The organism is Ensifer canadensis, from assembly GCF_017488845.2.
Classification (GTDB): Bacteria; Pseudomonadota; Alphaproteobacteria; order Rhizobiales; family Rhizobiaceae; genus Ensifer; species Ensifer canadensis.
This window is the reverse complement of sequence record NZ_CP083370.1, coordinates 2,313,000-2,327,899: the sequence shown is the minus strand read 5'-3', so window position 1 is coordinate 2,327,899 and position 14,900 is coordinate 2,313,000. Positions and strand designations below refer to the sequence as shown.

General features: G+C 63.2%; 12 protein-coding genes. 7 read left to right on the top strand and 5 right to left on the bottom strand.

What is annotated here, in order from left to right; all coding sequences use genetic code 11:
• Window positions 1–29 precede the first annotated feature (29 nt).
• The 4 genes from J3R84_RS11340 (at window position 30) to J3R84_RS11325 (ending at window position 5,324) form a co-directional block, all read left to right on the top strand.
• A complete protein-coding gene (locus J3R84_RS11340; protein ID WP_025427765.1) occupies window positions 30–1,415 on the top strand; it encodes an aldehyde dehydrogenase family protein in 1,386 nt (461 codons plus the stop codon).
• Window positions 1,412–2,560 carry an iron-containing alcohol dehydrogenase gene (locus J3R84_RS11335; protein WP_025427764.1) on the top strand — a complete coding sequence of 383 codons (1,149 nt, stop codon included), beginning with the start codon at window positions 1,412–1,414 and terminating at the stop codon, window positions 2,558–2,560. Before J3R84_RS11340 ends, J3R84_RS11335 begins: the two co-directional genes overlap by 4 nt.
• A gap of 234 nt (window positions 2,561–2,794) precedes the next feature.
• The gene (locus J3R84_RS11330; protein WP_025427763.1) at window positions 2,795–3,514 is read left to right on the top strand and encodes an AAA family ATPase; all 720 of its coding nucleotides are present in this window, start codon (window positions 2,795–2,797) and stop codon (window positions 3,512–3,514) included.
• A 289-nt stretch (window positions 3,515–3,803) separates the two neighbouring features.
• On the top strand, window positions 3,804–5,324 hold the full coding sequence (locus tag J3R84_RS11325; RefSeq protein WP_025427762.1) for a globin-coupled sensor protein: 1,521 nt from the start codon (window positions 3,804–3,806) through the stop codon (window positions 5,322–5,324).
• 431 nt (window positions 5,325–5,755) lie between these two features.
• Here the strand turns inward: J3R84_RS11325 and J3R84_RS11320 are convergent, their stop codons facing one another.
• Window positions 5,756–7,045, bottom strand: coding sequence for an NAD(P)/FAD-dependent oxidoreductase (locus J3R84_RS11320; RefSeq protein ID WP_025427761.1), 1,290 nt, complete (start codon window positions 7,043–7,045; stop codon window positions 5,756–5,758).
• A gap of 491 nt (window positions 7,046–7,536) precedes the next feature.
• Window positions 7,537–8,964 carry a L,D-transpeptidase family protein gene (locus J3R84_RS11315; RefSeq protein ID WP_025427760.1) on the bottom strand — a complete coding sequence of 476 codons (1,428 nt, stop codon included), beginning with the start codon at window positions 8,962–8,964 and terminating at the stop codon, window positions 7,537–7,539.
• A 166-nt stretch (window positions 8,965–9,130) separates the two neighbouring features.
• On the opposite strand from J3R84_RS11315, the gene J3R84_RS11310 reads away from it, so the two are divergent.
• The 3 genes from J3R84_RS11310 to J3R84_RS11300 all read left to right on the top strand — a co-directional run bounded on the left by J3R84_RS11310 (window position 9,131) and on the right by J3R84_RS11300 (window position 10,900).
• The gene (locus J3R84_RS11310; RefSeq protein ID WP_025427759.1) at window positions 9,131–9,976 is read left to right on the top strand and encodes a DUF4432 family protein; all 846 of its coding nucleotides are present in this window, start codon (window positions 9,131–9,133) and stop codon (window positions 9,974–9,976) included.
• 77 nt (window positions 9,977–10,053) lie between these two features.
• On the top strand, window positions 10,054–10,392 hold the full coding sequence (locus J3R84_RS11305) for a protein tyrosine phosphatase family protein (RefSeq protein ID WP_025427758.1): 339 nt from the start codon (window positions 10,054–10,056) through the stop codon (window positions 10,390–10,392).
• Between the two features lie 157 nt (window positions 10,393–10,549).
• The gene (locus tag J3R84_RS11300) at window positions 10,550–10,900 is read left to right on the top strand and encodes a cupin domain-containing protein (RefSeq protein ID WP_025427757.1); all 351 of its coding nucleotides are present in this window, start codon (window positions 10,550–10,552) and stop codon (window positions 10,898–10,900) included.
• Window positions 10,901–11,176: 276 nt separating this feature from the next.
• On the opposite strand, the gene J3R84_RS11295 is transcribed toward J3R84_RS11300, so the two are convergent.
• From J3R84_RS11295 to J3R84_RS11285, 3 genes are read right to left on the bottom strand one after another with little or no spacing between them, the layout of a single operon-like run.
• On the bottom strand, window positions 11,177–12,823 hold the full coding sequence (locus J3R84_RS11295) for a thiamine pyrophosphate-binding protein (protein WP_025427756.1): 1,647 nt from the start codon (window positions 12,821–12,823) through the stop codon (window positions 11,177–11,179).
• A 45-nt stretch (window positions 12,824–12,868) separates the two neighbouring features.
• Entirely contained in the window at window positions 12,869–13,822 is a 954-nt protein-coding gene (locus tag J3R84_RS11290) for a DMT family transporter (protein ID WP_025427755.1), read from the bottom strand.
• 12 nt (window positions 13,823–13,834) lie between these two features.
• On the bottom strand, window positions 13,835–14,818 hold the full coding sequence (locus J3R84_RS11285; protein ID WP_203528240.1) for an alpha/beta fold hydrolase: 984 nt from the start codon (window positions 14,816–14,818) through the stop codon (window positions 13,835–13,837).
• Window positions 14,819–14,900 lie beyond the last annotated feature (82 nt).

The window sequence follows — 14,900 nt, the reverse complement described above, 5'->3', positions numbered from 1 at the left end:
TCATTCGAAATGGAAGCAGGAAGACGATCATGAGCATGATCAAGTGTATTTCTCCGGTGAACGGAGAGGTTTATGCCGAGCGCCCGGCGCTGCCGCTGGAAATGGCCAAGCAGGCCGTCGCCCACGCGCGCCAGGCGCAGAAGAGCTGGGCCCGCCGTCCGCTGGACGAGCGCGTCAACCTGGTACTATCAGGCGTTGCCCGTCTCAACGAGATGGTCGACGAGGTCGTGCCGGAACTGGCCTGGCAGATGGGCCGGCCGGTGCGCCACGGCGGCGAGTTCAAGGGTTTCAACGAGCGCTCGAACTATGTCGCTTCGATTGCTGCCGACGCGCTGAAGCCGATCCTCGTCGAAGAGAGCGACCGCTTTGGCCGTCGTATCGAGCGCGAGCCGCATGGCGTGGTCTTCGTCATCGCGCCGTGGAACTACCCCTACATGACCGCGATCAACACGGTCGCGCCGGCGCTGATGGCCGGCAACACGGTGGTCATCAAGCATGCCAGCCAGACGATCCTCGTCGGCGAACGCATGGTGCGCGCCTTCGTCGAGGCCGGCGTTCCGGCCGACGTGTTCCAGAACGTTTTCCTCGACCATGAGACGACGGCGGCGCTGATCGCGGCGAAAAGCTTCGACTTCATCAACTTCACCGGCTCGGTCGAAGGCGGCCGGTCGATCGAGCGCGCGGCCGCCGGAACGTTCACCGGTCTCGGCCTCGAACTCGGCGGCAAGGATCCGGGCTATGTCATGGAAGACGCCGATCTCGATGCGGCCGTCGACACGCTGATGGATGGCGCTACCTTCAATTCCGGCCAGTGCTGCTGCGGCATCGAGCGCATCTATGTGCATGAATCGCTCTATGACGCCTTCGTCGAGAAGTCGGTTGCCTGGGTGTCGAACTACAAGCTCGGCAACCCGCTCGATCCGGAAACGACGCTTGGCCCGATGGCGCACAAGCGCTTCGCCGCAACTGTGCGCGAGCAGATCGCCGATGCGATCGCCAAGGGCGCCAAGGCGCTGGTCGATCCGAAACTATTCCCGCAGGATGATGGCGGCGCCTATCTCGCGCCGCAGGTGCTTGTTGATGTCGATCACTCGATGGCCTTCATGCGCGAAGAAACCTTCGGTCCGGCGGTCGGCATCATGAAGGTGAAGAGCGACAGCCAGGCGATCGAGCTGATGAACGATTGCCAGTACGGTCTGACCGTGTCGCTGTGGACCCAGGATGCGGACCGCGCCTCGCGCATCGGCCGCGACCTTGAAACCGGCACCGTTTTCATGAACCGCGCCGACTATCTCGATCCGGCCTTGTGCTGGACCGGCGTCAAGGAAACCGGCCGCGGCGGCTCGCTTTCGGTCATCGGCTTCCAGAACCTTACCCGTCCGAAATCCTACCATCTGAAGAAAGTCACAGCATGACGATCACCGCGAACTGGAGCTACCCGACCGCCATCAAGTTTGGCGCCGGCCGGATCAAGGAGCTTGCCGAACATTGCAAGGCTGTCGGCATGAAGAAGCCGCTGTTGATCACCGACCGTGGCCTGGCGCCGATGCCGATCACGCAGAATGCGCTCGATATCCTCGAGGCCAACGGCCTTGGCCGGGCGATCTTCGCCGACGTCGATCCGAACCCGAATGACGTCAACCTCGCCGCCGGCGTCAAGGCGTTCAAGGACGGCGGCCATGATGGCGTCGTCGCCTTCGGCGGCGGTTCCGGCCTCGATCTCGGCAAGTGCGTGGCCTTCATGGCCGGCCAGAGCCGCCGCCCGGTCTGGGACTTCGAGGATGTCGGCGACTGGTGGACACGTGCGAGCGTCGAAGGCATCGCGCCGATCGTCGCGGTGCCGACGACAGCGGGCACCGGCTCAGAGGTTGGCCGCGCCAGCGTCATCACCAACTCCGCCAGCCATGTGAAGAAGGTGATCTTCCACCCGAAGTTCCTGCCAGCCGTCACCATCTGCGACCCGGAACTGACGGTCGGCATGCCGAAAGTGATTACCGCCGGCACCGGCATGGACGCCTTTGCCCATTGCCTGGAAGCCTATTCTTCGCCGTTCTACCATCCGATGTCGGCCGGTATCGCGCTTGAAGGCATGCGCCTGGTCAAGGAATACCTGCCGCGCGCGTACAAGGACGGCACCGATATCGAAGCACGCGCCAACCTGATGAGCGCGGCCGCCATGGGTGCCGTCGCCTTCCAGAAGGGGCTCGGCGCGATCCATTCGCTGTCGCATCCGGTCGGTGCGATCTACAACACCCATCACGGCATGACCAATGCCGTGGTGATGCCGCCGGTGCTGCGCTTCAACCGCAGCGCGATCGAGGACAGGATCGTCAGGGCGGCCGCCTATCTCGGCATTTCCGGTGGCTTCGACGGTTTCTACGACTACGTGCTGAAGCTGCGCGAGGAACTCGGCGTTCCCGACAAGCTTTCCGCACTCGGCGTCGGCACCGACCGTATCGACGAGATGTCGGAAATGGCGATCGTCGATCCGACCGCCGGCGGCAACCCGGTTGAACTGACGCTCGATGCGGCCAAGAAGCTGTTCAGGGAGTGCATTTGACCGCCGGCAAGTCGCTCTAAAGTAACTGACCGTTAATTTTCTTCGGCCCGGGAAACCATTGGTTTTCCGGGCTTTTTCGCGCCCTGCCTGCGGATTGGGCAGGGCGGGGGTTAATCTTCGCCAACGAAAATTTCCAATTCGTTAACCATGTTCTGAAAGGTTCTATTAAGCGGCATTGCCCGGCGAAGCATCGGTTGGGCAGGCCACGGAACACAGGACAGAATGAGGAAGAAGATGGCGGTCATCACATTCGCCAATGCAAAGGGCGGCGCGGGCAAGACGACGGCGGCGCTGATCCTGTCGACGGAACTGGCGAGACAGGGACACCGTGTTGTGGTCCTCGATGCCGATCCGCAGCGTTGGATCACCAGCTGGGCGGAAAACTCCGGCCAGATCGCCAATCTCTCCGTCATCTCGCATATCACGCCGGCATCGCTGGAATGTCATATCCGGGAAATGAAGGACGAAGCCGACTACATCATCATCGACCTCGCCGGCGCCAAGGATCAGATCGTCGCTTTGGCTCTCGCTCTTTCCGACCAGGTGCTGATCCCGGTGCAGGGCTGCGCGATGGATGCGCGCGGTGCCGTGCAGATCCTCGAGCTCATCCGCCAGATCGAGGACAGGTCGCGTGTGCGCATCAACCATTCCGTCGTTCTCACCCGGGTCAATTCTCTGGTGACGACGCGGGCGCTGCAGACCATCAAGACTTTGCTTGCTTCGCGCGGCGTCTCCGTGCTCGACACGCCGATCGTCGAGCGCGTTGCCTATCGCGAGATTTTCGACTGCGGCGGCACGCTTCAGTCGATGGATGATACCCGCGTCAGCAACCTCGACAAGGCCCGCGAAAATGCAGCTGCGCTTGCCAAGGAAGTGCAGGCTCTGACGCCGGTGAGGGCGCGCCGCTCCTGGGCTTCGCGTGCACCATCCTGGGCGACGCGGCGCGCGGCCTGATCAGGGATCGGCATACGAAGTTAGCCGCTTTGAAGACTGCCATAACCGGAATTGATGTTCGTCAATTCCGGTTGAATCGCGTTGCGACCACCCGAAAAGGCTGTTGCCCGTAAGGCTTCCTTTACCATGGGCTTATACCAGTGCTGGTGGAAAGCGATTGCACCTTATGGCGGTTTGCGAGGGTGCAGGTAGCCGCCATGATTGCGGCAAGGATTGTGGATTCGACCTTTCTCGCTTGGTCTCCCGTCCAGCTTCCATGATCCAGCAAGAGCATGCAGGGAAATCGCGCATGAAAACGGAACACGTCGCTGCCGGCAAGGAAGACATTGCCGGTCGTCTCAATTTCATGGCGCTTGACGATGCCGCCAAGGCGAGCCTGAAGGCCCTGAAGCCGATCCTCGAAAAGGAGCTGGCGCCGGCGCTCGACAAGTTTTACGCCCGGGTCAAAAAGACGCCGGAGACGAACCGCTTCTTCTCGTCGGATGCGCACATCAACCGCGCCAAGGGCGCGCAGGTCGGCCACTGGGCCAACATCGCCGACGCCAATTTCAACGACGAATATGGCGCGAAGGTCCGCACCATCGGCCAGGTGCACGCCCGTATCGGGCTGGAGCCGCGCTGGTATATCGGCGGCTACGCGCTGATCGCCGAACATCTGATCACGGAGATCGTCAAAGCGAATTGGCCAAAGGGCGGTCTGTTTTCGCGCCAGACGACCTCGGCGGAAGAGATGAGCGCGATGCTTTCGAGCCTCGTCAAGGGCATGTTCCTCGACATGGACCTGTCGATCTCGGTCTATATGGACGCCTCCGACGTCACGAAGCAGCGCGCGGTGCAGGAAGAGGTACTGGCGACCGAACGCAAGCTCGTCAGCCAGACCTTCGGCGTTGCCCTGAAGAAGATCTCCGACGGTGACCTGACGGCGCGCATCGCCGCCGATTTGCCGGTTGCCTACGAGGAACTCGGCGAGAACTTCAACCATGCGATCAGCGAGCTTGCCCGCGCGATCGGCGGCATCGAGGCCGGCGCCAGCCAGATCCATCTGAGCGCCAAGGAAATTGCGGCAGCAGCCAACGATCTCGCCAAGCGCACCGAACGCCAGGCGGCAAACCTCGAGGAGACGGCCGCTGCCGTCGAACAGGTGACGCGCACCGTCAAGCAGACGGCCGAAGGCGCCGATCAGGCGAACTCGACGGTGATTGCCGCCCGCGCCAATGCCGAGCGGAGCGGCGAGGTGGTCAGCCACGCGATTGAGGTGATGCAGGAAATCCAGACCTCGTCTGCGAGCATCGCCCGCATCGTCGACGTCATTGACGAGATTGCCTTCCAGACCAACCTGCTTGCGCTCAACGCCGGCATCGAGGCGGCGCGTGCCGGCGAGGCGGGCAGGGGCTTTGCGGTTGTCGCTTCGGAAGTGCGGGCGCTCGCCCAGCGCTGCGCCGATGCGGCCAAGGACATCCAGGGCCTGATCGCCAAGTCGCGCGGCCAGGTGGATGATGGCGTCAGCTCGGTCAACCAGGTCGCCCAGTCGCTGCAGCAGATCGTCTCGCAGGTGGTCGAAGTCAGCTCGGTCTTCGGCAACATCCGCGCCAGCACGGCGGAACAGGCCACCGGCCTGCAGGCGGTCAATACGGCGATCGGCCAGATGGATCAGATCACCCAGCAGAATGCTGCCATGGTTGAAGAAGCCAATGCCGCGAGCCAGGCGCTGACGGTGGAATCAGAACAGATCGCGCTGAAGCTGAAGGCGTTCCAGACGTCTACCCAGGTTCACGTCGGCACCGCGTCCGGTTATCGCCGCGCGGCCTGAGCCCACGTATCGCAGTATGGGCAATAGCGCCTCGGATCATCCCGGTCCGGGGCGCTGTCTATTATAGCCAGAGTTTTATGAGCGCACTTGGATCGCCGGCGAAGTTCGTAGGAATTTCGGCGTCCGCTGTGATCATGGTAAGTTTTGACCACTCAGTCAGCCCCGAGCTTGTCTTCGTGACGTTCCGTCCCCGGGCTTCACTTCTCCGGTCGTCATCCTCGGGCTTGACCCGAGGATCCCGTTCTGCAGTTCCACGAAAGCACATGCCAATTTCGCGTGGCAGGCCCTGGATCCTCGGGTCAAGCCCGAGGAAGACGGAGGATGGGGTGCCACCTGCGCATGAACGTGCGTCGACATGGCGCCCGTCTCAGACGGAGTTCACCATCTTCGATGTCTGCAAGGGATGTCTCGTCGCGCGTTGACGAAACCGCTCAGAACCGGCGGTCGACCAGATGCTTGGCCTGTGCGCCCGCATGGTAGAAGGCGGACTTGACGCTGCGCCAGGTGTCGGGCGTCACAGGCGTTTCGGCAAGCGGGATCGCGGAGGTCTGGCCGGTGACGTGGTCGGCGAGCGCCTTGCCGAAGACGGTGCCGGGTGCGATGCCGCGGCCGTTGTAGCCGCTGACGGAGACGACGTTCGGCGCCAGCGTATGCATGGCCGGCAGGTTGTTGGTCGTCATGCCGATGCGGCCGTCCCACCAGTATTCGAAGCGGAAATCGCCGATATAGGGGAAGAGCTTGCGCACGGAGCGGGCGGCGAAGGCGCGGTGCGTGCCCTCGGCCATCGCATCGAGCCGGCCGATCGAACCGAAGATCAGGCGGTTCTGCTGGTCCATGCGGAACGAGGTCATGACAAGGCCCGTATCCCATGTGCCCTGGCGCTCCGGCAGGATGCGGCTTGCGACCTTTTCCGGCAGCGGATTGGTGGCGAATTGGAAGTAGGGCAGGATCGTCAGTTCCTGCGTGTGTTCCTGCCACGGGGTCTCGGCAAACATGCCGCCATAGGCATTGGTGGCGAGGATCACCTGCTTGGCCCTGACGATGTTCTGGCCGGCTCTCAGCACCCAGGTTTCGCCCTTGCGTTCGGCGCCGACGAGCGCAGTGTCGGTATAGATCTCGGCACCGGCGGCAAGGGCCGCACGGGCAAGGCCGCGGGCATAGGCAAGCGGCTGGATCGTGCCGGCGCGACGATCGAGAAGCGCACCGGAGAAACCTTCAGCGCCCGAGAGCGCGCTCGATCGCTCGGCCGAGAGAACCTCGACCGGCGCTCCGCGCTTCTTCCATTGGGTCTCGCGGTCGCTGATATCCTTCAAGCCTTCGGCGCCGACGGCCATGTGCAGGGTGCCGTTGCGGACGGCTTCGCAGGAGATGCCGTGCTTCTCGACCAGGGCATAGACCATTGCCGGGCCGTCGCCGAGTTCGCCGAGCAGGCGGTTGCCGGCCTCGAGCCCCAGCGTCGCGATCAGATCGTCGGGCTTGACCCACATGCCGGCATTGACGAGGCCGACATTGCGGCCGGAGCCGCCGAAGCCGATCATCTTCGCCTCGATCGCCGTGGCCTTGACGCCTTTTTCCGCGAGATGAAGTGCAGCCGAAAGACCGGTGAAGCCGCCGCCGATGATGGCGACATCTGTCGTCAGGTCGCGGGCAAGCGGGCGCGTGTCCGGCGCTGCCGGTGCCGTCGCATGCCAGAGGTTGGGCAAGGTGCGCTCGGTCGCCATCGCGGACATTCCTTCGGTCAAGGGCCTGAAATTTAGAGGTGGCTAAGTGATAGGGCCATCGCCTCGAAAATTCTCATGACAATGTTTCATGAGGTCATGAGGGGTTTCATGAGGTCATGAAGGTTGACTGTGGGGCGTCCGCAAAAAAAATGACCGCAGCCGGTTCGTGGGCGGCCGCGGTCTGGGTCGTGTCGGTGGAGTAGTCGGGTGTAAATGTCTTTGCCGGGTCGGCGGTCCGCCGCACCGGCCCTATGGGTTCCGATGAAAATAACCTGACCGATGACGTCATCGATCAGGCAAGCTCATTTTCAACGGAGACATGTCGCTGTCACTCCCCCAATTGGGGGACGGGATGCGAAAAAAGCTGCGATTTCAGTCAATTCCACCGGGGTTCCTACGCGGCAACGCTTGCCACGGTCGGCAAAGAAGAAAGCCCGGGTGGTACCCGGGCTTTGATCGTTTTCTGCGGGATGTATCGAGCGGCTGATGCCTCAGTCTGCGAATTCGACCGTGACGCCGACACTCACCATCTTGGCAAGTTCCGTTGCGTCCCAGTTGGTCAGGCGAACGCAGCCGTGGCTCTGGGTCTTGCCGATCTTGGAGGGCTCCGGCGTGCCATGAATGCCGTAGGTCGGCTTCGAGAGCGCGATCCAGACCGTGCCGACCGGGCCGTTCGGCCCCGGCTGCAGCGTCAGGATCTTGTCGTTGTTGCCCTGCTTGAAGTTGATCTTCGGGTTGTAGGTGTAGCCGGGATTGAGCGCGATGCGCTCGACATTGACGATGCCTGACGGCGAGGGCGTGTCGGACGAGCCGATCGTTGCCGGGTAGGCGGCGACGAGCTTGTCGGCGGCATCATAGGCCAGAACCTGCTTGCGGGCCTTGTCGGCAACGATGCGCGCGACCTTTTCCTTGCGGTTTTCTCCGGGATTGATGACCTTGATGATCGTGCCCGGAATGGTGAAGTCCACGCCTGGGTTGAGCTCGCGCAGATAGGTCTCGTCCATGTGGAACTTCTCGCCGAGCATTTCGGTCGTCGCGGTGAAGGACATGTGCGGCAGCATCGCCTTGTGGGCGTAGTCGTCGGGGATCGAGGCGACATAGGGGCCTGCGGCATCGGCGGCCGTGATCGTATAGCTGGTGATCGGCAGGCCGCCGTTCATGCGCAGGCGCTCGAGGATATCTTCGGTGTTGTTCGGATCGAGCGTTTCGCCGGTTGACTGCTGCCAGGCCTCGATCGCCTTGGTGACGTTCGAGCCCATCTTGCCGTCGATGACGCCGGGCGAGAAACCTTCGCGGTCGAGGAAGACCTGCAGCGCGGTGATTTCGGCGCGCGACTTGGACTTGACCGATATGGCCGGCGGCATGGACTGCCGCAATGGCTGCTCATATTGCGGATCGATCGCCGCCTCTTCGCTGCCGTCGATCAGGCCGGGCAGGCTGTTGGGCAGGTCGTTGCGCTCGACCGAGGGCGGCACCACGTCGCGATAGGCCGGATCGCGATAGTCTTGAATGGATCCGGTGACATCGCCCGGCTCGGAATAGCCGTAGCCGCGGTCGCCGTTGCGGCGGTTGGAATAGACATCGACGTCGCCCTGGCGGCGATAGGCGCGATAGCCGTCGGACGGTACTACGGTTGCGACCACGTTGCCCCAGTTGTCGACCAGCACGGTGCGGCCGCGACGGTCACGCATGGTGCGCACTTCATCGGGGCCCGGCATATAGTCGAGAATTTCGCCTTCCGGCGTCACCAGCATCACGTCGCCATTGCCGCGGCGATTGCGGCCGTAACCTTCCTGAGCAAAGGCGGATGCAAGATCCACGGCGAGGAAGCCGGCTGCGGCGAGGAGCGAGAGGCCGGTGCGGGTCGCTGACGTCACGATAAAACCTGTTCTCATGGTGGTTGATGTGGCGCGGTACATTTGGATTTCGACGTTAATGTGAAAAAAGTGAATTCATCATGAATAAGCGGTTAAATTCTATCTAGGCGCACCCTTAGCAGCTTTCAACCGATGAAAAACAGCCCCTGTCGGCTATCATGTCTTTGTGATCGCTGTGATTCCCGTGAGTTGGACTGGAGGCTGGTGCATGCGAACGAGATTTGATGCACCCGATAACGAACAGGAGAATCATCTGCTGTTCGACCGTCTGTCGGCACTCGATATCGCCGCCTTCGTCGTTGATGGCGTCGATCTTTCGCCGGGTACCGCGATCCCCTCCGATGGCGACCCGCGCATCGACCGGGCACTCGCCGGTTTTCTCTTTACCTGCGGACCAGACCACATCCGCCATCCCGAACCGATTGCCGGCCGCGGGGAAGGCACGCGCTATCCCTTGCACGGTTCGCTTGCCGGCACGCCGGTCAAGCACACGCACATGTCCGCCGACACCACGCTTTGCATCGCCACCGTCGAGGTCAATCTTGCCGATGGCGGCCACGCGCTCCTGGAACGGCGCTGGCATGTGGATGCGGACCGACATGAGGTGATGCTGGAAGACCGGCTCACCAACACCGGCGCCGGCGCCTTTCCGCCGATGATGATGTACCACCTCAATATTGCCGGCCGACTGGTCGGCGACGCGACCCGCATAACCAGTCCCTCTTTTGCCGAGGGTGAACGGGCCTGGCGCTTCGGCGAGGGCGAGAGCGCGCATTTCTGCATCCCGGCCAGCGTCGGGGCCGACGGCTGGTCCGAAGTGGCGCTTTCGCCGCTGGTCGGTGCGGGCGGGAAGTGCTTGGCGGTGCGCTTTCGCGCCGACACGCTGCCTTACTTGCAGATGTGGCGCTGTCAGCGTGGTGCGGCCGATGTCATCAGCATCGAGCCTGCGTCGCATCGCCTCGCCAAGCGGCCGGAGCTTGCTGCTGCCGGTGAGCTGCAACTGCTCGAGCCCGGGCAGACACAGACCTATGCGCTTGCCTTCGGTGTCTCCTGACTGAGCGATTGGAATTGACGCCGGCGGGCACCGCGCCTACATCAGTGGCCAAGGTTTTTTGCAGGGATTAAGCGACCATGGACATCCGCCCGATCAACGATGAATACTCGGTTTCCGGCCAGATCACGGTCGAAGACCTCGACCAGATCAAGGCGCTTGGCTTCAAGTCCATCGTCTGCCACCGCCCCGATTTCGAGGCGCCGGACCAGCCGACCTTCGATTCCATCGCAGCGCGCGCGCAGGAGCTGGGCATCGAGACCATGCACATCCCGGTCGGCCCGATGGGCGTGACGGCGGATGCGGTCCAAAAGATGGTCGACGCGCTTGACGAATTCCAGCGCCCGATGCTCGGCTATTGCCGCTCCGGCGCTCGCTCGACGGCGGTCTTCCAGCAGACACAGCATATTCGCGGCTGAGCCGGCCTACCGCAGCATAAGGGCGCACTTCGTGCGCCCTTTGCGACGATGTGTCCTCGGGTCCACATAGCCCCCAAGGGATGCATGCCCCAGGGAATGCGCACCTGACGCGCCGGCTCGACCGCGGTTCGGATACACGAACGGCGGAGGATATGGCATGACGGGAATACATTTGATCGAACGCGAGCAGTGGGCTGAAAAGCCCGATGTCTGGCAGGGCGAGTTCCAGGGCGGCTCCTATGGCGCCGACGTTTCGGTGATGTTTTATACCACCGACAAGGTTGGCGGCGGGCCGAAGCTGCACCGTCATCCCTATCCCGAGACCTTCATCATCCGCACCGGCCGCGCGCTGTTTACCGTCGGCGATCGCAAGATCGAGGCAGAAGCCGGGCAGATCGTCGTGGCGCCGGCCAACGTGCCGCACAAGTTCGAAAACCTCGGACCTGGGCGCCTGGAAACCACCGACCTGCATGTGACCGGTGCGTTTGCGACGGAGTGGCTGGAATAAGCAAGAAGCGGCAACTCAGTATAGAGGAGGACGCCACCTCCCTGCGTCGTCGACACGACGCAGCTGGATTCCTGTGACAAGCACAGGAATGAGGGAGCGCTAGGAGGTGTCGCAGCGCGCATGCCGCGTTTGCGGAGATGTGCGATCACGTCGGAAACGGGCTCGGTTGGCCGCAACAGTTCCATGCCCTCATTCCTGTGCTTGTCACAGGAATCCAGCCACGGCGCGTCGGCGCCGTGATTGAAGCGTGCTCGAAGGAAAACCTGCCCGTTCCGCTCAGCCTTTCCTTATTTCGCTCAGCGTGCGCGTCGGGGTGATGGCTTCCGGATCGAGCTTGATCTCGATGATCGCCGGCTTGCCGCTGGCGCGGGCGCGCAGGAATGCATCGGCAAACTCCTCAGTCTTTTCCACCGTCTCGCCGTGGCCGCCATAGGCGCGGGCAAGGGCGGCAAAGTCAGGATTGGTCAGGTCCGTGGCGCTGACGCGGCCGGGATAATCCCGCTCCTGGTGCATGCGGATCGTGCCGTAGATGCCGTTGTTGACAACCACAGTGATGATCGGCAGGCGGTAACGCACGGCAGTTGCGAATTCCTGACCGTGCATCAGGAAACAGCCGTCGCCGGCAAAGCAGATGACTTCGCGATCCGGGTGCAGATGCTTGGCGGCAACGGCTGCCGGCAGGCCGTAACCCATGGAGCCGGAGGCGGGGGCTGCCTGTGTTGCGTATCTGCGGAAGCGGTGGAAGCGATGCACCCAGGTGGCGTAGTTGCCGGCGCCGTTGGTGAAGATGGTGTCTTCCGGTGTGTTCGCCTCGATCCAGTTCATGATCGGGCCCATGCGCACGTCGCCGGGGCCGGTTTCCGGCGGTGTCGACCACTTGAGGTAACCTTCATGCATCGCCCTGGTGCGTGCCGACCACACCGGCTCGGCCGCTGGCGCGAGCCCTTCGAGTGCTGTGACGAAATCGCGGGGGCTGGCGGCGATCGGCAGTTCCGGCCGATAGACGCGGCCGAGTTCGGATGCATCGGGGTGGACATGGACAAGCGTCTGGCGCGGATAGGGCGCATCCATCAGCGTATAGCCGGACGACGGCATTTCGGAGAAGCGCCCTCCGACCAGAAGCACCAGATCAGCTTCCTTGATCTCTTTTGCCAGCGCCGGGTTGATGCCGATGCCGACATCGCCGGCATAGTTGGGGTGCAGGTGGTCGAACAGCATCTGGCGGCGGAAGGAGCAGCCGACAGGCAGGCTCCAGCGCTCGGCAAAGCGCTGGAATTCGGCGACGCTGTCAGCCGTCCAGCGCGTGCCGCCGAGGATGGCGATCGGGCGCTTGGCGCCTTCGAGCAGCGCGCCGAGCTGCTTGATCTGGGACGGACCCGGATGGCCCTCGACCGGCTGGTAGGGCTTTGCCGCTGGCGCCTCGGCGCTGCGCGTAAGCATGTCCTCGGGAAGCGTCAGCACGACCGGGCCCGGCCGGCCTGAGGTCGCGACCGCGAAGGCGCGGGTGACGAATTCGGGAATGCGGGCGGGATCGTCGATCTCGCCGACCCATTTCGCGACCTCGGTGAAGGCGCGGCGATATTCGATCTCCTGGAAGGCTTCGCGCTCGCGAGCCTCGCTCTGGACCTGGCCGATGAACAGGATCATCGGGATCGAATCCTGCCGGGCCACATGCAGGCCGGCCGACGCATTGGTGGCGCCGGGGCCGCGCGTTACCATGCAGATGCCGGGCTCGCCGCTGAGCCGCCCCCAGGCATCGGCCATCATTGCAGCGCCCCCCTCCTGGCGGCAGACGACGACATCGATGTCGGTGTCGTAGAGCGCATCCAGCACCGCCAGATAGCTTTCCCCCGGTACGCAGGCGATGCGTTTGACGCCATTGGCGACGAGCGCGTCGACGACGAGCTGACCTCCAGTTTTCATGCTTTCCTCCCGATAGTCATTCTTTTGTTTTCAGATCACTTGTTTTCAGATCGCCGGCGAAACCGGAGCGATGCTCGCGGTCTTGTCGACCCGGCGTTCCCGCCAGATGATGTAGAGGCCGGAGCCGATGATGATGGAAATGCCCAGCCATTTCAGCGCGTCGGGCAGGTCGCCGAAGACGAGCCAGCCGAAGATCGTCGCCGAGACGATTTCGAGATATTGCAGCGGCGCCAGCACCGAGGCGGGGGCGGAGCGATAGGCATAGACCCCAAGCACGCCGGAGATAGTGGCGGTGACGCCGACGCCGAGCAGATAGAACCAGGTGTTGCCCTCGGGCCAGACCGGGTCGAAGATACCAGATCCGCTGCCTTCGCCGAGCCAGAGCAGTACGAGACAGAAGAGACCGCCCCAGATGCCGGCATGGAACTGCATCGACCACGGGTCCTCATTCTGCGCCACCATGCGCGTCACCAGCAGGAACACCGCCAGGCCGAAGGCGGCGACGATCGGCAGCAGCGCGATCAGGCCCACCTCCTGCATGCTTGGCTGGATGACAAGGAGCGCGCCGAGGAAACCGACGGCACAGGCGGTGTAGCGCCGCCAGCCGATCGTCTCCTTGAGGAAGATGCTGCCGAGGATGGTGAGGATGATCGGCTCGACGAAGAAGATGGCGATGGCGTCGGCCACCTCCATTACCTTCAGCGTGGTGATGAAGGACAGCATGGTGACGACAAGCAGGCCGCCGCGCAGCGCGTGCAGCCCGGTCTTGCGCCAGGTGAGGTCGAACAGGCTGCCGCGCACGAGCACGATCGGCAGGATGAAGACGACCTGCAGGATGAAGCGCACGGCGGTGATCTGTGCCGACGGTACTGTCGAGATCGCGAGCTTGGCGAAGATGTCGATCAGCGGCGACAACAGCACCGAAAGGACCATCAGCGTCAGGCCGAAGGAGATGCGGTCATTGGCGTTGGAGGTCTTGGGGAGGGACATGTCTGCCATGATGATGTCGGGTCAGGTCCTCTTGCCGGCCACAGCCTTGGCGGCAACAGAATGGCCGACAGAAGATTTGCCGACGGCCGATTGGCACCAGGCCGCAAACTCCGCTGTTGCCTTCTCACGGCCGATTTCGTTGAGCGTCTCGTGGCGCATGCCCTCATGGATCGTTACCGATACATCCGTCATTCCGCGCGCCTTCATGCGCTCGCCGAGCCAGCGGACGGCACCGCCGTTTTCGGTCGAGGGATCGGCGCTGCCGCCGACGAGATGAACAGGCAGGCCGGCGGGCAGGCGCGCCAGCCGGTCGGCCCGTGCGCCGGCAAAGGCGAGCCGCATCAGATCCAGCCAGAGCGACACCGTCGCGTCGAAGCCGCACAGCGGATCGGCGATATATTTGGCCACCTCCGCCTCGTCGCGCGACAGCCAGTCGGAATCGGTCTTGCGATCCTTGATCGCCTGACCCCAGGCGCCAAAAGTGAGCTTCGACAACAGCGGGCTCGGCACATCCGAGCCCTTGAGCGCCTTTTCGATCTTCAGGATCAACTGGCCGCCGCGCCCGGCGATACCAGGGCGGAAATTCGAGTTCCAGACGGCGAGTGCATCGTAGAGACCTGGATCGGTCTCGGCGGCGTTGAGCGCGATCAGCCCGCCCATCGAGTGACCGAAGAGGATGACCGGCAGGCCGCCCGGATGGGCGGCGGTGGCGAGCGCGCGCATGGCCCTGATGTCGGCAAACACCTTGTCGAGACCTGAGCTGTTCGAGAACATGGCCAGCGGCGCATCCGGCGCGCGCGTCGCGCCATGTCCGCGATGGTCGTGGGCATAGACGTGAAAGCCGTGGCCGGCCATCGCCTCGGCAAAACGGGCATAGCGGCCGGAATGTTCGGCAAGGCCATGGCTGACAAGAAGAATGCCACGCGCGTCGGCAGCTGCCGGAAAATGGCGCCAGTTCAAGATAGCGCCTGTCGGGCTCTGATGCGTCCTCACCTGCCCGAACATGCCTTCTCCCGGACCAATCGTCAGACTCTGCCGATATCAAATCGATTTACAGGGGAAAGGCAATCGCTGCTTGTTGATCGTT

Bases quoted from the DNA above. Each gene is read 5' to 3' on its own strand.
- J3R84_RS11300 (WP_025427757.1), top strand. From the start codon at position 10,550: ATGACGGGAATACATTTGATCGAACGCGAGCAGTGGGCTGAAAAGCCC.
- J3R84_RS11310 (WP_025427759.1), top strand. From the start codon at position 9,131: ATGCGAACGAGATTTGATGCACCCGATAACGAACAGGAGAATCATCTG.
- J3R84_RS11330 (WP_025427763.1), top strand. From the start codon at position 2,795: ATGGCGGTCATCACATTCGCCAATGCAAAGGGCGGCGCGGGCAAGACG.
- J3R84_RS11320 (WP_025427761.1), bottom strand. From the start codon at position 7,045: ATGGCGACCGAGCGCACCTTGCCCAACCTCTGGCATGCGACGGCACCG.
- J3R84_RS11295 (WP_025427756.1), bottom strand. From the start codon at position 12,823: ATGAAAACTGGAGGTCAGCTCGTCGTCGACGCGCTCGTCGCCAATGGC.
- J3R84_RS11335 (WP_025427764.1), top strand. From the start codon at position 1,412: ATGACGATCACCGCGAACTGGAGCTACCCGACCGCCATCAAGTTTGGC.
- J3R84_RS11325 (WP_025427762.1), top strand. From the start codon at position 3,804: ATGAAAACGGAACACGTCGCTGCCGGCAAGGAAGACATTGCCGGTCGT.
- J3R84_RS11290 (WP_025427755.1), bottom strand. From the start codon at position 13,822: ATGGCAGACATGTCCCTCCCCAAGACCTCCAACGCCAATGACCGCATC.
- J3R84_RS11340 (WP_025427765.1), top strand. From the start codon at position 30: ATGAGCATGATCAAGTGTATTTCTCCGGTGAACGGAGAGGTTTATGCC.
- J3R84_RS11305 (WP_025427758.1), top strand. From the start codon at position 10,054: ATGGACATCCGCCCGATCAACGATGAATACTCGGTTTCCGGCCAGATC.
- J3R84_RS11315 (WP_025427760.1), bottom strand. From the start codon at position 8,964: ATGTACCGCGCCACATCAACCACCATGAGAACAGGTTTTATCGTGACG.
- J3R84_RS11285 (WP_203528240.1), bottom strand. From the start codon at position 14,818: ATGTTCGGGCAGGTGAGGACGCATCAGAGCCCGACAGGCGCTATCTTG.